General features: G+C 68.3%; 15 protein-coding genes and 1 pseudogene. 7 read left to right on the top strand and 9 right to left on the bottom strand.

The window, feature by feature from the left end; genetic code table 11:
- Positions 1 to 358 precede the first annotated feature (358 nt).
- Genes ACZ6DT_RS22730 through ACZ6DT_RS22720 form a run of 3 tightly spaced genes read left to right on the top strand, consistent with a single transcriptional unit; the run spans position 359 to position 4,200 of the window.
- Positions 359 to 1,858: an MFS transporter gene (locus tag ACZ6DT_RS22730; protein WP_465598551.1), complete on the top strand. Its 1,500-nt coding sequence runs from the start codon at positions 359 to 361 to the stop codon at positions 1,856 to 1,858.
- Between the two features lie 36 nt (positions 1,859 to 1,894).
- Positions 1,895 to 3,586: an SDR family oxidoreductase gene (locus ACZ6DT_RS22725; RefSeq protein ID WP_465598662.1), complete on the top strand. Its 1,692-nt coding sequence runs from the start codon at positions 1,895 to 1,897 to the stop codon at positions 3,584 to 3,586.
- A gap of 23 nt (positions 3,587 to 3,609) precedes the next feature.
- Positions 3,610 to 4,200, top strand: a complete 591-nt coding sequence (locus ACZ6DT_RS22720; protein ID WP_465598660.1) for a TetR/AcrR family transcriptional regulator — start codon at positions 3,610 to 3,612, stop codon at positions 4,198 to 4,200.
- Positions 4,201 to 4,251: 51 nt separating this feature from the next.
- Here the strand turns inward: ACZ6DT_RS22720 and ACZ6DT_RS22715 are convergent, their stop codons facing one another.
- Positions 4,252 to 5,403 (bottom strand): citrate synthase 2, encoded by a 1,152-nt coding sequence (locus tag ACZ6DT_RS22715; RefSeq protein WP_465598548.1) that lies wholly within the window; start codon positions 5,401 to 5,403, stop codon positions 4,252 to 4,254.
- Between the two features lie 417 nt (positions 5,404 to 5,820).
- On the opposite strand from ACZ6DT_RS22715, the pseudogene ACZ6DT_RS22710 reads away from it, so the two are divergent.
- Positions 5,821 to 5,901, top strand: a pseudogene (locus tag ACZ6DT_RS22710) (urease subunit beta); the annotation flags it as partial.
- Between the two features lie 257 nt (positions 5,902 to 6,158).
- On the opposite strand, the gene ACZ6DT_RS22705 reads toward ACZ6DT_RS22710, so the two are convergent.
- Positions 6,159 to 7,250 carry a lipase family protein gene (locus ACZ6DT_RS22705; RefSeq protein ID WP_465598545.1) on the bottom strand — a complete coding sequence of 364 codons (1,092 nt, stop codon included), beginning with the start codon at positions 7,248 to 7,250 and terminating at the stop codon, positions 6,159 to 6,161.
- Between the two features lie 91 nt (positions 7,251 to 7,341).
- Here ACZ6DT_RS22705 and ACZ6DT_RS22700 point away from each other — a divergent pair, with 91 nt between their 5' ends.
- Positions 7,342 to 7,962 (top strand): TetR/AcrR family transcriptional regulator, encoded by a 621-nt coding sequence (locus tag ACZ6DT_RS22700; RefSeq protein WP_465598542.1) that lies wholly within the window; start codon positions 7,342 to 7,344, stop codon positions 7,960 to 7,962.
- A gap of 67 nt (positions 7,963 to 8,029) precedes the next feature.
- On the opposite strand, the gene ACZ6DT_RS22695 is transcribed toward ACZ6DT_RS22700, so the two are convergent.
- Genes ACZ6DT_RS22695 through ACZ6DT_RS22665 form a run of 7 tightly spaced genes read right to left on the bottom strand, consistent with a single transcriptional unit; the run spans position 8,030 to position 14,769 of the window.
- Positions 8,030 to 8,623 (bottom strand): GTP-binding protein, encoded by a 594-nt coding sequence (locus ACZ6DT_RS22695; protein WP_465598540.1) that lies wholly within the window; start codon positions 8,621 to 8,623, stop codon positions 8,030 to 8,032.
- Entirely contained in the window at positions 8,601 to 8,981 is a 381-nt protein-coding gene (locus ACZ6DT_RS22690; protein WP_465598537.1) for a DUF742 domain-containing protein, read from the bottom strand. Before ACZ6DT_RS22690 ends, ACZ6DT_RS22695 begins: the two co-directional genes overlap by 23 nt.
- 20 nt (positions 8,982 to 9,001) lie before the next feature.
- Entirely contained in the window at positions 9,002 to 9,427 is a 426-nt protein-coding gene (locus ACZ6DT_RS22685) for a roadblock/LC7 domain-containing protein (protein WP_465598535.1), read from the bottom strand.
- Positions 9,424 to 12,027 carry a sensor histidine kinase gene (locus ACZ6DT_RS22680; RefSeq protein ID WP_465598532.1) on the bottom strand — a complete coding sequence of 868 codons (2,604 nt, stop codon included), beginning with the start codon at positions 12,025 to 12,027 and terminating at the stop codon, positions 9,424 to 9,426. The genes ACZ6DT_RS22685 and ACZ6DT_RS22680 overlap by 4 nt, the downstream gene beginning before the upstream one ends.
- Positions 12,028 to 12,029: 2 nt before the next feature.
- Entirely contained in the window at positions 12,030 to 12,818 is a 789-nt protein-coding gene (locus tag ACZ6DT_RS22675) for an ABC transporter ATP-binding protein (RefSeq protein ID WP_465598529.1), read from the bottom strand.
- Positions 12,815 to 13,768, bottom strand: a complete 954-nt coding sequence (locus ACZ6DT_RS22670; protein WP_465598526.1) for an ABC transporter permease — start codon at positions 13,766 to 13,768, stop codon at positions 12,815 to 12,817. Before ACZ6DT_RS22670 ends, ACZ6DT_RS22675 begins: the two co-directional genes overlap by 4 nt.
- Positions 13,765 to 14,769: an ABC transporter substrate-binding protein gene (locus ACZ6DT_RS22665; protein ID WP_465598523.1), complete on the bottom strand. Its 1,005-nt coding sequence runs from the start codon at positions 14,767 to 14,769 to the stop codon at positions 13,765 to 13,767. The genes ACZ6DT_RS22670 and ACZ6DT_RS22665 overlap by 4 nt, the downstream gene beginning before the upstream one ends.
- Positions 14,770 to 15,158: 389 nt before the next feature.
- On the opposite strand from ACZ6DT_RS22665, the gene ACZ6DT_RS22660 reads away from it, so the two are divergent.
- Positions 15,159 to 15,530, top strand: coding sequence for a hypothetical protein (locus tag ACZ6DT_RS22660; RefSeq protein WP_465598520.1), 372 nt, complete (start codon positions 15,159 to 15,161; stop codon positions 15,528 to 15,530).
- Positions 15,531 to 16,058: 528 nt separating this feature from the next.
- Positions 16,059 to 16,754, top strand: a complete 696-nt coding sequence (gene pdxH / locus ACZ6DT_RS22655) for a pyridoxamine 5'-phosphate oxidase (protein ID WP_465598517.1) — start codon at positions 16,059 to 16,061, stop codon at positions 16,752 to 16,754.
- Positions 16,755 to 17,260 lie beyond the last annotated feature (506 nt).

Here is a 17,260-nt window from a genome sequence, read left to right as displayed (position 1 = left end):
CTTCGCTCGGCTGATGGGGCGAAGGTGGCGTGCGAGGGGGTCGTGAGTGGCGATTCGTGCTCTAACCCGAATCGTCACTCACGACCATCGCGCCTGACCAGGGCCGAAGGCGTCCTTCGTTGCATCCGACGCGGCGAAGGGGCCTTCACCCCACCGCCGGCCTCGCCGACGAACACGACACGTCCGGCGTTCTCCTTAAAGAAAGCCTACTTGCCACTCACGACCCCCTCGCAAAACAGGACGCGGCCTGCTCTCGTCGGCCGGTCCGGAATCACGTCACCTATGACCTACCCGTCGACGCGGCTTGCTCACCCGGCGCCTTTAGAATACATTCGTATCCGAAAAAGGGGGTACTGGGGTGGACGAAGTCGCATACAAGCGGCGGGCGGAGGAGAACCGGCTCGCCGCCGCGTTGACCAAAGGTCCGGCGGAGGTCCTCGATTTCCTTCTGCCGTTGTGGGTGGGAAGTCAGCTCGGCGCGTCGGCCGCCGAGGTCGGGGCGCTGACCGCGTTGGAGACGCTGGTGTCGTTCGTGGTCCGGCCGATCGCGGGCTCGCTCGCGGACCGGTTCGACCGTGGCCGGATAGCGGCGATCGGCGCAGCTCTTTATGGACTGTCCTTTGTGGTCTATGCGGTGACGCCGGGCATCGGGGTCGCTTATCTGGCCGCGGTTCTCGGTGGCGCGGGCGGGGCGCTGTTCTGGGTCGCGTTGCGGGCTCGGGTGGGGGAGGGGCTCGCGCGGGACGACGCCGCGTTCAGCAAGCTGTTCGCGGCCGAGGGTGGCGGCACGTGGATCGCGTTCGTGGTCGCGCTGACCGCGATCGCCTGGATCGACTATCGCGGCGTGTTCTGGCTCGGCGCCGCGGCGTGTGTGGTGGCCGCGGTGGTCTTGCTGAACGCGCCGTCCGCACCGGTGCGTGAAGCGGGCGCGCCACGGCTTTTCCAGCTGGGCAAAAGGATGCGCCCGATGCTGGCGCTCGTCGCGCTGACCGCGATGGCCGAGGCCGGGGTCGCCCTGTTGCTTCTGATGCATCTGCAACGCGGGCATCGGCTCCAGCTCGGCGAGATCGCCGCGGTGTTCATCCCCGGCTTCATCGTCTACAGCCTGCTGCCGGACTACCTGCACGGCTTCGTCCGCAAGGTCGGCCGGACGCGGGTGCTCGCCTTGGCGATGGTGGCGAGCGCGATCTTCGCCGCCGGCTTGTCCCTCGCGCCGAGTCCGGCGGTGCTCGCGGTCATGTGGGTCCTGTCGGCGGCGGCGTTCGCGGCGGCCATCCCGGTGGAGCAGGCGGTGGTCGCCGAGGCGGCCGGGCTCAGTCTCGGCCGGGCGATGGGGATCTACGAGAGCGCGACGTTACTGGGAGCGACGATCGGGACCTTCGTGGCGGGCCAGCTCTACGGCTCGGACGCCGGATGGCGTGTCGCCTGCTTCGGCGCGGCGGCGTTCCTGCTCTTCGGATCGTTCGTGGTTCGTGGTGCGGTACGGCGTGTCGGAGTTGCGGAGTTTCCCGTGGAACCACGAAAAACGGTGTCACAAAAGGAAAAGCCGGTCACCCGCACGGTCGCGGAGACTCCGCAAGCGGCCGAATCGGTGACGGAGGAGGCGAACAAGCGCTCGAACCCGATCCGGAACTGGACGGTCCATGTCGCCGTGTACGTCGTCGCGCAGGCGGCGCTGGCGTTCGCCGGTCACAGCTGGCCCGTCGAAGCGTTGTTCGGCGGCCCCCACGCCGCCGAGTGGTTCTGGAACTCGAGTGGTCACTGGCTGCTGAATTTCGGACGGATCTGGACCTTCGTCCTGGTGATCGACACCGTGTGGACGGTCGGCCGCGCGTTGCTGAAGAAACGGCCTTATTGACATGTTGTCTAACATGACACTATGTCTCATACGTGGGTGACGGCCAGCGACGGTGTCCGCCTCTCGGTCCGGGTGACCGGTGTCGACGACGCGCCCACGGTGGTGCTCGTCCACGGTTACCCGGACAACGGCTCCATGTGGGACGGCGTCGCCGCCCTGCTGGAGCGCCGCTACCGGGTCGTCGTTTACGACGTCCGCGGCGCGGGCCGGTCGGACAAGCCCTCGGGACGAGCGTCCTACAAGCTGGACCAGCTGTCCGATGACCTCGCTTCGGTCATCGACGAGGTCCAGCCCGAGGGCAAGGTCCATCTGCTCGCGCACGATTGGGGTTCCATCCAGACCTGGCATTCGGTCACCGGCGAAAAGCTGCGCGGACGGCTCGCGTCGTTCACGTCCATCTCCGGGCCGAGCCTCGATCACGCGGGAGCGTGGTTCCGCGCGCAGGTGCGCCCGAACCCCAAACGGCTCAAGAACGCGCTCGCGCAAGGAGCGCACTCGACGTACATCCTCGGCTTCCAGCTCCCGCTGATCCCGCAGTTGCTGTGGCGCACCGGCGTGATGGGCGCGCTCATCGGCCGGATGGATCCGGCGGCCGCGTCGCCGTCCACTTCGGACGGTCTGTACGGGCTCAACCTCTACCGCGCCAACATGTTCACGCGCCTCTCCCGGCCACGGCCGGGTAACGCCGAGATCCCGGTGCAGGTGCTCGCGCCCACCGGCGACAAATTCGTCACCACGCCGTTGCAGACCGAGATCAAGCGCTGGGCACCGGACCTGCGGGTGCGCCGGATCGTCGGCACGCACTGGGTGGTCCGCGAGAAACCCCGGGTGATCGCCGACGCCACCGCCGAGTTGATCGACCATGTCGAAGGCGGCGACGAGAGCCGTGCGCTGAAACGCGCCCGATCGGCCGGTTTCGCGCACAAACTCGTCGTGGTCACCGGCGCCGGCAGCGGGATCGGCCGCGCGACGGCGCTCGCGTTCGCGGACAAGGGCGCCGACCTGGTCATCACCGACATCAACGGCTCGGCCGCGGCGGACACCGCGAAACTCCTGCGGGACAAGGGCGCCACCGTCGGCGAGTACACAGTGGACTCTTCCGACGCCTCGGCCGTCGAGAAGTTCGCCCAGCAGGTCAAGGAGGAGTTCGGGGTCCCGGACATCGTCGTGAACAACGCGGGGATCGGCCTGTCCGGCCCGTTCCTCGACACGACGGTCAAGGACTGGGAACGTCTCATCGACGTGAACCTGTGGGGCGTCATCCACGGCTGCCGCGTCTTCGCCGAGCAGATGCGCGACCGGGCCGAAGGCGGCCAGATCGTCAACGTCGCCTCGGCCGCCGCCTATCTGCCGTCGAAGATCCTTTCCGCCTACGCCACCACGAAATCCGCCGTGCTGACGCTGAGCGTATGCCTGCGGGCGGAACTCGCCGCCGAGAACATCGGCGTCACCGCGATCTGCCCCGGCATCGTGAACACCAACATCACCAGCACCACGCGGTTCGTGGGCGTCGACGACGTCGAGCAGAAGCGGCGCCAGAAGTCGAGCAGCAAGCTGTACGCGAAACGCGGCTTCGGCCCGGAGAAGGTCGCGCGCGACATCCTGCGTGCCGTCGAGAAGGACAAGGCGATCCAGCCGTCGACGCCGGAGGCCAAGGCCGCGCTCGTGCTCTCCCGGCTCACCCCCGGACTGCTGCGGGCCGCGGCGAAACTGGACGTCACCCCGTGACCGCTGCCAGACGTCCTCGCCGGATGTCGGCGGAAGCGCGCCGCGAGGACCTGATCCGCGCCGCGCTGGACCTGTTCGGCTCGCGCGCGCCCGAACTCGTCACGGTCGACGACATCATCGCCCGCGCCGAGGTTTCGCGGCCGCTGTTCTACCGGTACTTCTCAAGCCTGCGGGAATTGCAGGTCGAGGCGCTGAAAACAGTCACCGAAGGGCTCATCGACGGCCTTGCCGGACTCGAGGAAGGCCCGCCCGAAACGCGGCTGCGGGCCGCCGTCCGCGGCCTGATCGACGTCGCCGACCACTACCGCGCGGGCTATGTCGCCTTGTTGCGCAGCGGTTCGGTGATCGCGACCTCGGAGACGGACGCGGCGATCGACGAGGTCCGCAACCGTGCCGTCGCGCTCATCCTCGACGCGCTGGGAGTGTCGGAGCCCTCGCCTATGCTCCTGCTGACCTTGCGCTGCTGGACCGCGGTGGTGGAGGGCTCGCTGCTGAGCTGGCTGCAGGAGCGTGCCGTACCGCGCGAGGTGCTCGACGGCTGGCTGGTCGATCAGCTCACGGCCATGCTGTCGGCGACGGCGGCCCACGATTCTTCGGTCCCGCAGATGCTATGAACGGTCCGTTACTTGCAAATTTTGCAAGTAACGGACCGTTCATAGCGCTTGTCAGGACTGCTTGGCGACCAGGTCCCAGCCTTCGACGTCTTCCGGCTTACGCGGCTCGGGGCCGACGTACTTCGCCGACGGGCGCACGAGGCGGCCGGTCTTCTTCTGCTCCAGGATGTGCGCGGCCCAGCCGGCGGTGCGCGCCGAGCTGAACATCGCGGGCATCATATGCGGCGGAACCTGGGCGAAGTCCAGGATCACGGCCGCCCAGAACTCGACGTTGGTCTCGATCGGGTGATCCGGACGCCGCTCGCGCAGCTCCTTCAGCGCCACCTGCTCCAGCTCCGCGGCCGCCTCGTAGCGCGACGCGCCGAGCTCCTGGCAGGTGCGGCGCAGCACGCGCGCCCGCGGGTCCTCCGCGCGGTACACGCGGTGCCCGAAGCCCATCATCCGTTCCTTGCGGTCCAGGATGCCCTTGACCAGGCCGACCGCGTCACCGGTCTTCTCGACCTCTTCGATCATCGGCAGCACCCGCGCCGGCGCGCCGCCGTGCAGCGGGCCGGACATGGCGCCGATCGCGCCGGACAGTGCCGCGGCGACGTCGGCACCGGTCGAGGCGATGACCCTGGCGGTAAAGGTGGAGGCGTTGAGACCGTGCTCGGCGGCCGAGACCCAGTAGGCGTCGATGGCCTTGACGTGGGCCGGGTCGGGCTCGCCGCGCCAGCGGACCATGAAGCGCTCGGTGATCGACTTCGCTTCGTCGACCCGGGCCTGCGGAACGGCGGGCTGCCCGATGCCGCGGGCGGACTGGGCGACGTAAGAAAGCGCCATCACCGAGGCGCGGGCCAGCTGGTCGCGCGCCTCGTCGTCGGTGATGTCGAGCAGCGGCCGGTACCCCCAGATCGGGGCGAGCATGGCCAGCGCGGCCTGGACGTCGACCCGGACGTCGCCGGTGTGCACCGGCAGCGGGAACGGTTCGGCGGGCGGTAGCCCGTGCCCGAAGCGGCTGTCGACGAGAAGTCCCCAGACGTCACCGAAGGTCACCTTGCCGGCGAGATCCTCGATGTCGACACCGCGATAGCGCAATGCGCCACCGCCACGGTCGGGCTCGGCGATTTCGGTCTTGAAGGCGACCACGCCCTCGAGACCCGGTCGGAAACCGTCGTCGACCTTCTCCGACGGCTGATTGGTGCTGATCGTGGAGGTACTCACTGTGGTGAAACCTTTCGATGCGCATTCCCCGGCTTTGTGTTCACGCGTGGACGGGATACACGCAGCGTAGGCGCGCCTCATCGCACGGATGGACAAACCTTGCTCCACGTCGGGGCCCGGGGCAATCGAAAGATGTGGTGCTTTCGGTCACGATTACGAGAACGATTCAGTGAAAACGCGCTTCGTACGCGAAGAGTTACGGCGCTGTTCACTTTGCGTGTACCGGACGCCGAGGGGATCCTGTGTTTCGAAATTCCGCGGCGACCGGTTTCCGGTGTTAGAGGTGGCGCGCGAGCGGCTGAACTACGCCGAGGCGGTTGTGCTGATCACGGCCACGTCCGCGAGGCGCTCGCGACGGCGGGACAATGCTCGCGCGGGCCGCGGGTACTGGACGGAGTGCCGGAAATGGTCGATTCCATCCAGGTCGGTTCGCACTACCATTTCGCGGCGGTCGATCCGGGACTCGCATTCGATCGCGAAGCCGCGCGAGGTATCCGCTTCGCGGACACCGAATGCCCGGTGATGTGTGATCAGACGGACGACACGGCGACGGAACCGACGGCGTCGTGTCGTCCGTCCTGGCACGGGAATCGGTACCTGCCGATGGACGTCGTAGCAGGTGCCGTCGCTAGCGCTGCTAGTAAAGCTAGCGATACTAAAGGTCCCTTGCTTCGCTCACGAGTGGCTGGTGGGACTCGTGTGACGACGGACGTCATGCCCGGTGGCACGCGGCGCCGGGGACGACGCAGTGACCGTCAGAACTTGGTGCTCAGCCAGGTCATCGCGACCGGACCGCCGGCCGCGACGCCGCCGATGTGTTCCAGCAGTGGGAACTCCTGCCAGGTGACGTCGGCGCCGAGGGCGCGGTAGCGGTCGCGCAGGCCCTTGCCGACCGACAGCGGGATCAGTTCGTCCAGTGACGCGTGGTACAGGTAGACCGGCGCGCCCGGTTTGGTCTTACCCGCGAGGTTCTCGCCGAGCCGGGCCTGCCAGCGCGGGTCAGAGGAAACATTCGGCACGGTCGTGAAGTCGTTGAGCCGCGCGAAAGGCGCCGCCGCGCCGAGTTCGACGGTGCACGCTTCCTTGACCTTCGCGACCAGCCTCTCGCCCTTCGCGTTGAGCACGTCGTTGAACGGCAGTTCGGGGTACGCCGTCGCATAACCGACAGCGGCGCCGAGTACCAGGCCGAACGCCGGGCCGCCGTCGTTGAACTTCAGGACCGCGTTCAGATCCGCCGGGACACCGCCTTCCGCGACGCCGACCAGGTTGACGTCGGGCGCGTAGGACGGCTGGAGTTCACCGGCGAAGGCCGCGGCCTGACCTCCTTGCGAATAACCGAAAACGCCGACCGGCCCGGTCTTGGACAGGCCCGCTTCGGGGACGTTCGAGGCGGCGCGGGCGGCGTCGAGGACGGCCCGGCCTTCGGACTGGCCGACGGCGTAGGTGTGCGTGCCCGGGGTGCCGAGGCCTTCGTAGTCGGTCACGACGACCGCCCAGCCGCGCGAAAGTGCTTGGCTCATCAGAAGGACTTCGTTCTCGGACCCGTTCGTCAGCCGGGTCGACGGCGCGCAGCGGTCGCCGAGGCCGTGGGTGCCGACGGCGTAGCTGACCAGCGGGCGCGCGCCCTTCGTCCACGGCGTGTGCGGGACCAGCAGGATGCCCGACACCGTGTTCGGCTGTCCCGTCGCCGAGGTGGAGCGGTAGTTGAGTTTCCAGGCCTTCGCCGGGGCGGTGGCGATGACCGGTCTGTAGTCGACCAGATCCCCGGGGGCGCTCGGCGCGGCCTGCGCGGCGGGGGCGCCTATCAAGGCGGCTATCAGGGCTGAGACCAGAACTGTCCGAAGCACCGTTGCCTCCAGTTTGGTAATTAAGATTTTCGCAATGTAGGCGGTATTGCTAGCATCTGGCAATACCTGTTACCGAATCGGGGGAGGTCGAGTGGCCCGCACCTACGGCGGGGTCGCGCCCGAGCAACGGCGCGCCGAACGGCGTGAACGCCTGCTCGTGGCGGCCCTGGAGCTGTTCACCTCGACGGGCTACCAGCAGGCGAAGATCACCGAGTTGTGCACCCGCGCCGGCGTCTCGACGCGGAACTTCTACGAGGAGTTCGAGAGCAAGGAGAAAGTGCTGTTGACCCTGCATGAGCGCATCAACGCGCTCGCGCTGGAGCACGTCACCGGCGTACTGGAACGGCTGGAGGACGCGGACGCGGTCACCCGGATCGGGACGCTGCTGGACGTCTTCGTCGGCTCGGTGACCTCGGATCCCCGGATGCCGCGGCTGAACTACGTCGAGGCCGTCGGCGTCAGCGCCGCTTTGGAGGCGCAGCACCAGGAATGGGTCGACCGGTGGGCCGCGTTCATCGAAACCGAGGCCCGGCACGCCGCCGAGCACGGGGTGGCGCCGGATCGCGATTACCACCTGACGGCGATCGCGCTCGTCGGCGCGGCGACCGGTCTGCTGCGCGAGTGGCAGGCGCACACCCCGCCGCTGCCGGTCGCCGACGTGGCCGCCGAACTCCGGGCCCTCATGCTGGCCGCCATCACCCGGCCCGCCTGACCCCGCGTTTCGTCCTCTGAATGCGGTCCTTGCACGCGCAAGTACCGCATTCAGAGGACGAAATGCGTCAGGAGGCGGCGGAAGCCCGCCGGAAGGTGTTGTGCAGCACGGCGAGCAGCGCGTCACGGACCGAAAGCCGAGCTCGTGCGTCGAAGGTGATCAGCGGGACGTCCTCACCCACCGCGAGCGCCCAGCGCACGTCCTCGAGGTCGTGCTTGAGGGAGCCGTCGAAGACGTTCACCCCGACCACAAATGGCAGCCCGGCCTTCTCGAAGTAGTCGACGGCCGGATAGCAGTCGTCGAGCCGGCGGGTGTCGACGATAACGAGCGCGCCCAGCGCCCCCAGTACGAGGTCGTGCCACATGAACCCGAACCGGTCCTGCCCCGGCGTGCCGAAGAGGTACAGCTTCACCTCTTCGTCGATGGTGATGCAGCCGAAGTCCAGCGCCACCGTGGTGGTGGTCTTCGACGGCACGTTCCCACCGGTGCCGTCGACGGCCGCGCCGGTCGAGGTCATGGCGGCCTCGGTGGTCAGCGGTTTGATCTCGGAGATCGCGCCGACGGTGGTCGTCTTGCCGACGCCGAACCCGCCGGCGATGACGATTTTGACCGGTGTCGGCGGTTTGGCCGCCACCGGTTCAACGAATTGATTCGAGTCCACGAATGACCCTTCCGATCATGCCGAGGTCCTGGGTGAAGGCTTTGGCAGGGCGACGGAGCACGACGTAGCCGAGCGCGGCGAGATCCGCCACGAGTACCCGGGCCACGCCGATGTGCAGGCCGAGCATCGCCGCCACTTCGGCGACGGATTTCGTTTCCCGGCAAAGGGAAACGATCTCCCGTCGTTCGAAGGTCAGCCTCGTGTGCGAAGCCGCGCCGAGCCTGCTCGTGAGCACCTGAGCCTCGATTTCGAGCGTGCCGTCCACCGGCTGCGCGCGGCCGGCGGTGAGCAGATACGGGCGTAGCGGCGAGATGCCCTGTTCGGCGCCTCGCGGCTGAGGTACCTGGTCGTCGCTCATTCCCTTGTCCCCTCGTCAGTTCAGCTGCCGACGTTCTTCTTGAGTTCCTCGATCAGCGCGGGGGTGAGCACCTCGGTGGCCCGGTTGGCGAACATCGCCATCTCGTAGGCGATCGTGCCGAGGCTGGCCTGTTTGGTGGCGAGCACGCCGAGCGAACAGCCGATGCTGATCGTGCAGACCAGCAGGTAGCCCTGCTCCAGCTCGATGATGATCTTGTCGGGTGAACCGAGCGGGTGGCTCTCGGAGACACCGTGTGCCAGGCCGAGCATCGCCGAGCAGATCGCGGCCAGCCGGTCGGCGTTGGCCCGTTCCAGCTCGGACGACATCGCGATCAGCAGGCCGTCGGCCGAGACGGCGATCGCGCCCATCGCGCTCGCCGTGTTCTGGGCGAAGCGCGTCACCAACCAGTTGAAGTTCCGGGCTTCGACGCTGACTCCGGTCGTCATCTCTTGCTCTTCTCTCTCTGTTCCATCTCCGGGTTGACGGCTTTCTCCAACCCGTCACTGAAGGCGTCGAACGCGGCACGCTCGGCCTCGGGGTCACGCATGCCCTTGGGCTTGGTGGTGTTCAGCGCCGCCCGCGCGGTCTGGTGCCGCGCGGCCGGTCCTTTCGACAGTCCCGGCGCCAGCTGCGCACCGGGGACCCGTCTGGTGAGACCGCCGCGTGAGGCGGCGGGCACCGGTGTCGGCATCGGCGCCGGGTCGGCCGCCGGCGGTGTGGTGGCCTTCGCGAGTCCGGCCTCGAAGCCGTCGAAGGCCGCTTTGGCCGCTTCTGGATCATGCCTGGACTTCTGCCGCGATGGCGCTTCGGGGGCGCCTGGCAGCTGCGCGCCCTTGACCCGCCGCCGCAGCCCGCCCCGGGTCTCCCCGGGATCGGCGGCGGTGAGCGTCGGCGCGGGAGCCTGGTACGCCGGCACCGGTTCGGGCACCGGCGCGGGTTCCGGGATCTCCCCGTCGGTCTTGCGGAACCACCGGAAGTCCTTGGGCCGCATACCGTCGCGCGGGATCATCCCGGCGATCGCCAGCGCCGGCGGCTCGTGCCTGGACGTCTTCGCCCGTGGCTCGGGCAGGGACACCCGCGCGGGCTCGTCGACCGGTTCCGCCGTCGGCCACACCGGCGGCGCCGGGACGGACTTCGGCATGGGCGCCCGGTACGTCAGCAGGTTCGGCGGGACGGTGAGCCGCGCGGTGATCCCCGCTCCCGGCTCGGTCTCGGTCAGTTCGACCTTGAGCCCGTGCCGCCGCGCGAGCCGCCCGACCACGAACAGCCCGAGCACACTGGTCGGCGCCAGTTCGAGTCGCTCGCGTTCGACCAGCCGCCGGTTCTCCTCGGCGAGCCGTTCGGCGGTCATGCCGATGCCCTGGTCCACGATCACGATCAGGCAGGAGCCGTCGGGCAGGATCTTCGTGCCGACGTCCACAAAGGACTCCGGCGGGGAGAATGAAGTCGCGTTCTCCAGCAGCTCGGCGAAGATCAGCACCAGATCGGAGCCGAAGGGCGAAGACAACAGGACGTCGCCCATCGCCCCGAGCCGGACCCGCTGGTAGTCCTCGATCTCCGCGAGCGCCGAACGCAACGCCGTCGACAGCTCGATCGGACCGGAGATCCTTGCCTCGTCGCGATTCCCCGATACGACGAGAAGATTGTCCGCGTTCCGCCGCAGCCGGGTGGAGAGGTGGTCGAGCCGGTAGAGGCTGGCCAGCAGGGCGACGTCCTGCTCGTTGCGCTCCAGTTCGTCGACCAGTGCCAGCTGCCTGCCCACGAGGTTCTGCGTCCGCTTCGCGACGTTGGCGAACATCAGGCCGACGTTGCGCCGCGTGACGGCCTGCCGCTCCACCAGTTCGGCCGCGGTGGCCTGCACCCGGTTGAACGCCTCGGCCAGTTTGCCGAGTTCGTCCTGCGAGGACACGTCGATGGTGGCGAGCCGCGGTGCGAGCTCTTCGGCCTGCTCGGTGTCGGTGACGCGGACCAGTTCGGTGCTCGCGAGGTCGGCGACCGAGGTCGCCGCCGTGGTCAGCTTCCGCAGCGGATCCGCGATCGACCGGCTGACCGCGATCGCGAGTCCGCCGACCAGCAGGAACAGCACGCCGGCGCCGACACCGATCGTCCACGCCAGGTTCTGCGCGGCGTCGGCTCGCGCGGTCGCGGCGTCGGTGATGCCGGTGGTGACCGCGTCCTGGGCGAACCGTCGCTGGTTCGACTGGGCGTCGACGGCGCCGAGGATGTCCGGCAGCAGGTTCTGCACGGCCTGCGGGCCGCGGGCCTCCGGGAGCCTGGCTTCCAGCGCGTCGACCCGGCGGCCCGTCTCGCCCTGCTCGACCGCGACGACCTGCGTGGCCTGCGTGACGTCGGCCTGCTGCACGAACCGTTCGAGGAACAGCGACGACTGCTGCTTCGCGTCGGCCAGCACCGGCGCCCCGGATTCGGGGGTGATCAGCACGATGATCAACGCCATACCGCGCAACGAGTTCTCCTCGTTCGCGCGCAACAGCGCGTCGAGCGCCGTCAGCTGCTGGGTGCCCGCCGCGTCACTGGTCTGCTGCGGGACGAGGCGGAGCGAGTTGATGACCGCGTCGATCACGGCGTGATACGTCCGCGCCACACTGTCCAACGAAGCCCCGCGCCGGAGCGCGTTCTCCCGGATCTCGTTCAGCGACCCGATCCGCACCAGCGCGGCGGCGAGTTCTTCCGGCGCGTCGGCGTTCAGCCGCGACCGGATCTGGTTCACCGTTTCCGCGACGACGCCCTGCTGCTTGAGCATCGCCGAACTGCTGGCCGACGAAGACGCGATGTAGTGCGCCGTCAGCAGCCGTTCCCGCTGCAGTTCCCAGGCCAGTGTGCCGAGCGCGCGGGCCTGCGACGCGACGTCCGCGGTGGTGCGCGCGGACCGGGCGTCGTCGATCTCCCCGGCGACGTAAGGCACCGACACCAGGACCACGGCGGTCAGCGGCAGCATCAGGAGCAGGTTGAGCTTGCCCCGGATGCCGAGCCTGCCGAGCAATCCGGACCGCGACCCGCGTTCGGGCCGGGTCTTCCCGTGCCTCATGATCACCTTTCTCCCCGGCTCCGCCCGAGGTGTCCGCGGTGCTGCTCCCGGACGAGGTCTTCGATGGACGCGCGCAGCGAGACGAACTCCGGCGCGCGTTTGACCGCGAGATCGCGGTCGCCGGGCAGGTCGACCACGATGTCGGCGGCCACCCGGCCCGGATCCGAGGCCAGCACCACGACCCGTCCGCCGAGGAACACGGCCTCTTCGACGTCGTGGGTCACCATCAGCACGGTGGTGTGGGTGTCGGCCCAGATCCGGCGGATCAGGACCTGCATGTCCTCTTTGGTCTGGACGTCCAATGCGCCGAAAGGTTCATCCAGCAGCAGCACGTCGGGCTCGCACGCCAGTGCCCGCGCGATCGCGACCCGCTGCTTCTGCCCGCCGGAAAGCTGCTTGGGCAACGACTTCCGCAGCTGGGCGAGTCCCGTCTCCTCGAGATACCACTCGACCCGGCGCGCGCGTTCGGCCTTGTCGAGGCTCAGCAGTTCGAGTCCGAACGCGACATTGCCCTCCACCGTGCGCCACGGGTACAGCGCGCCGTGCTGGAACACCAGCCCGCGTTCCGGGCCGGGCCCGGTCACCGCGTCGCCGTCGAGGGTGATCAGGCCTTCGGTCGGTTCGGTCAGCCCCGCGATCAGCGACAGCAGGGTCGACTTGCCGGATCCGCTCGCGCCGACCACGCAGACGAAGTCGCCGCGCGCGACGTCCAGATCGATCCCGTCGAGCGCACGGGTGGTCTTGTCGCGGACCGTGTAGTCCTTGGCGACGGCCTTGAGCTGAAGCGTCATACCGCCCACTTCCCGACGCGTGCCCGCAACCGCCGGAGCGCGATGTCGATGACCAGTCCGAGCAGCCCGATCACGATCAGCAGCGCGAAGATCCGGTCGGTCTGGGTGAACCGCTGCGCCCGCATGATCCGCAGGCCGAGTCCGGCGGTGGCGTTGATCAGTTCGGCGACCACCACGAAGTTCCACGCGGCCGCGGCGTTGACGCGGGTCGCGTCGATGATGCCGGGCAGCGCGTGCGGGACGATCACCTTGCGCAGGACCTCGCCGCGCCGCGCGCCGAGCGTGTACGACACGTCGAGCAGCGAACGCGGCACGCCGCGGACGGCGTCGGCGGTCATCAGCGTGTTGAAGAAGACCGTGCCGAGGAACAGGACCGCGACCTTCGACGGTTCGCCGAGGCCGAGCCAGATCATCAGCAGCGGGATGAACGCGCTCGCCGGCAGGTAGCGCAGCATCGCGATGACCGGCTCGAACAGCGCCAGTCCGGCGTCGAACGTCCCCATCACGATGCCGAGCGGCACCGAGACGAGCACCGCGAGCCCGAAACCGAGCAGTACCCGCTGGGTGGTGGCCCAGAGATCGCTGAACAGTTCACCCGACTCGATCATCTTCAGCAGCGCGTCGAACACCGCGACCGGTGTCGGCAGGAACGTGGGCTTGATGGTGCCCAGCGCGTTCAGCGTCACCCAGATCAGCAGCGGGATCACGAACGAGGCCACCGCCAGCGTCCACCGCCAGCGCACCGGGATCGGCGTCCGGAGCGAGAACAACGGGGACGCGTTCGGCTTGAGGCCCACCCGGCGGGGCAGCGGCGACCAGTCCGGTCGCGAGCCGCCCCGCTCTTCCTGCGCTTCGGCGAGCCGCTGCTCGTCTTCGAGACGGCGTGCTTCGGCCTCGTCAGCGGCGTCCGTCCGCCGAGTGGCCTGCTTCGCCGCGTCCGTGGTGCTCACTTCACCGCCTTGACGTACTGGTCGTCGAACAGCCCGTCGAAGTTCGGCCGGTTCTGGGCGAGCCCGTTGGAGATGATGAAGTCGGCGATCTTGCCTGCCTGGAAGTTCAGGTGGGCGGGGGTGACGCCGGGGGTGAAGGCGTCGAGGTTCTGCTGCTTGGTGAAGATCGTGGTGCCCGCCTCGTAGCTCTTGTACTCCTCGATCGACACCGCGCCGCGTTTGGCCATGATCCGCACGGCCTCGTCCCGGTTCTGCTTGATCCAGTCGATCGTCTCGAACCAGGTGCTCACCAGCGCCTGGACCTCCTTCTTCCGTTCCTTCGACATCTGCTCGGAGACGACGAGGTGGTCCGGGATGGCGCCGGGGAACTCGGCGGAGGTCGCGATCGCGCGGCTGCCGGGACGCTCGAGCGCCTTCGAGGTGAAGGGGGCGAACGCGGCGACGGCGTCGACCTGCTCACCGACGAACGCGGCCGCGGCGGCGTCGGTCAGCAGCGGGACCAGTTCGACGTCCTTCTCGGTCAGCTTCGCCTCCTGCAGCGCGAGCAGCAGGAGATAGTGGTCGACGGTGCCCTGCTCGACGGCGATCTTCTTGCCCTTGAGGTCGGCGACGCCGGTGATCCCCTGGCGGGCGATGATCTTGTCGTTGCCGGTGGAGTTGTCGTTGACCAGCACCACCGACAGCTTGGCGCCACCGCTGACCGACGCGAGGGTGTCGTTCAGGGTCTGGCTGTTCGCGTCGATCGCGCCGGAGGACAGGGCGTTGATGCTCTCGGTGTAGCTGTCGAACCACTTCAGGTCGACGTTCACGCCGTTCTTCTCGAACAGGCCCTTCTCCTGAGCCACCGCCCACGGGAACCAGCCCGGCCAGGCGCTGTAACCGATGGTGACCTTGTCGCCGGAGGCGGCCGTGCTGTCGGAACAAGCCGAAAGAGCGGTCACGCCTGCCAGCGAAAGGGCGCACAACAACGCCGTCATGAGACGGCGGGAACGGGAGATCACAACGCACTCCTGGGGAAGGGGAGTAACACGGGCGTGGATAGTTCCGGCGGTTCGAGCGCAGGACTGATCGACCGGTGTCGAGCTTCCTCGCGGAAGCCCGGCCGGCAATTGCGGACGGAGCGGCCGCACACCCGGCCGTCCCATCAAAACCTCTGAACACTCTGGATAGAGGTGATCACCCCGTTGCTCTCGGCGGCGATCCTATCGAGTGGCGCAAGGTCTACCTAGTGTGATCATCGGCTCTGGCACGATTCGCTGTCACATTCCGATAAATCCCGCCGTTCGCCTCAAAGGGCGGACTCTCGCCCGGTGGGCAACCCCGCTCCCGGTGCCGTACGTCCATCGGGTGGCGGGTGAAGACTTCGCCCGTCTTCTGGAGGGAGCAGAGGATGAAAATTCGTTCGGCCGCGTTGTGCGTCGCGGGGGCCGCGCTCTTGTTCACCTTGGCCGGTGCGGGGCAGGCGAACGCGACCAGACCGTCCAGTCTGGTCTTGAGCCCGAGTGCCGTCGTCGCAGGTGGGACGGTCACCGCGGACATCTATTGCCTGCGCCCGTCGGGGGCGGGCGAGCTCGCGACGACCCTTGTCGCGGACGGTCTCGCCGCGCCGATTCCCTTGCGGGTGGTGGGAGACGGTGGCACCGGCGGCATCGGTGTCGCGTTGCGGGGCGACGGTCCGGTGGGGACGGCGCCGGGCCGGTACACGGCGTCGTACGACTGCTGGGGTTGGATTGTCCGCGCGGAGTTCACTATCACGAACTGACAGTCAGGCGGAAGGCCGGCTCCGGGACAAAATTGCCGTCCCGGAGCCGGCCTCGGCCGCGCTTCTGGCACATCTTGCGGAGATGTTCCCCGGTCCCTAATTTCTGTCAAACGACAGATTTAGCTCGGCGCCGGACGAGGCGGGCACCGAATGTCCGCGTCGCCGAATTCGAATAGTTCGAAATCGCGGTGAAAACGCGGTCATATCCGGGGTGTGCAATTTCTTTCCGGCCCGCGCCTGCCCAGGCAACTTCCGCATTATGCGAAGACGAATTAGTCCGTCTTCGCGAGAGCGAGTGCGATGTCGTGGACCGGGGACCGGCCTCAGCGGGGACGAGGTTCGACCTGTATCGATCAGGGTCGGCCAGGTGACCGAGAGGTGACGGCTTGCGGTCCAACGGCTACACAAAGACGATCGGGCAGGGGTGGCGGGTGTCACCGTTCAGTGGGTTTCGCCGTCGCCCGCTAGGCAATACCGTCGGCGGCAAAGCCGAAGTCATGGCCCCGATCGGGTACGGAGGTTTGGCGGATGATGCCGGAAATCAAGGATGACGCTGCTGGCGCTGTCGGCGCTGACGACGCCGTCGTTCGCCTGCCCGGGATGCGGGTGGCCTACGAAGGCGCCGCCTTCGACGAGTCCGCGTTGGCGGAGACCTGGACCGCCCAGCTGCAGGACTGGCTGAACCAGGCCGTCTCCGCCGGGATCCCCGAACCGAACGCGATGGTGCTCGCCACCGCCGACCCCGAAGGCAGGCCGTCCTCCCGGACCGTCCTGTGCAAGGGCCTCGACGAACGCGGCGTCGTGTTCTACACGAACTACACCTCCACCAAGAGCCACGACCTCACCGCGACGCGCTACGCGTCGGTCACCTTCCCGTGGTACGCCCTGCAACGTCAGGTCCACGTGCGCGGCGAGGTCGAGAAGGTCAACGTCACCGAGACCGCCGAGTACTGGGCGTCCCGCCCCCGGGGATCGCAGCTCGGGGCCTGGGCCTCGCCGCAGTCCCGCGTCGTCGACGGCCGCCGCGCCCTCGAGACCGCCCTCCACGGCATCGAGCGGCGCTTCGCCGACGTCGAGAACATCCCGTTCCCGCCGCACTGGGGCGGCTGGCGCATCCGGCCGGACGTCGTCGAGTTCTGGCAAGGCCGCGAAGACCGCATGCACGACAGGCTCCGCTACGTCCGCACCGACGACGGCTGGCAGATCAAGCGCGTCGCGCCGTGATATCTGTCGAGCGCTGACGAAAAGCGCGCCGAAGGGGCACTCGGGTCGCTTGCAACTCGCGTTGGGAGCGGAGGGTGCCCCTTCATCGCGTTTTCGTGGGCCTTCGGCCCGAAAGAGGGCGCTCGACGGTGAAGTCTCCCCGTCGCGCTGGCGCGCTCCCGGGAGACACGTGGGGGGTCACCAGGTTTCGCCGTGGCCGGGGTCTCGTGGTGGCTGGGGTTTTGTGGTGGCTGGGGTTTTGTGGTGGCTGGGGTTTTGTGGTGGCTGGGGTTTCGTGGTGGCCGGGGTTTCGCGGTCGCCGGAATCTTGGGTCGCCGGAGTTCGGGGCACCAGCGTGGGTCAGGTGGGGGTGCCAGCGTAGGTCGGGTCAGGGGGTTCGGTTGCTGGTCGGTCGTCGAGGTGGGGGGGAAAACAACCTCCGGAACCCCGGCGGTTCGAAAAAGGCCTTTTCCCCACCCCCCCCAAGGCGGGACGTCCCTCAGCGTCCCCGGGGGCAAGAAACCCCG

Source organism: Amycolatopsis sp. NPDC041971 (genome assembly GCF_055588925.1).
This window is presented reverse-complemented; position numbering and strand designations above follow the sequence as displayed.

Coding starts and splice junctions, on each gene's coding strand:
- ACZ6DT_RS22690 (WP_465598537.1), bottom strand. CDS start 8,981: ATGAGCGACGACCAGGTACCTCAGCCGCGAGGCGCCGAACAGGGCATC.
- ACZ6DT_RS22660 (WP_465598520.1), top strand. CDS start 15,159: ATGAAAATTCGTTCGGCCGCGTTGTGCGTCGCGGGGGCCGCGCTCTTG.
- pdxH (WP_465598517.1), top strand. CDS start 16,059: ATGATGCCGGAAATCAAGGATGACGCTGCTGGCGCTGTCGGCGCTGAC.
- ACZ6DT_RS22720 (WP_465598660.1), top strand. CDS start 3,610: ATGTCGGCGGAAGCGCGCCGCGAGGACCTGATCCGCGCCGCGCTGGAC.
- ACZ6DT_RS22685 (WP_465598535.1), bottom strand. CDS start 9,427: ATGACGACCGGAGTCAGCGTCGAAGCCCGGAACTTCAACTGGTTGGTG.
- ACZ6DT_RS22680 (WP_465598532.1), bottom strand. CDS start 12,027: ATGAGGCACGGGAAGACCCGGCCCGAACGCGGGTCGCGGTCCGGATTG.
- ACZ6DT_RS22675 (WP_465598529.1), bottom strand. CDS start 12,818: ATGACGCTTCAGCTCAAGGCCGTCGCCAAGGACTACACGGTCCGCGAC.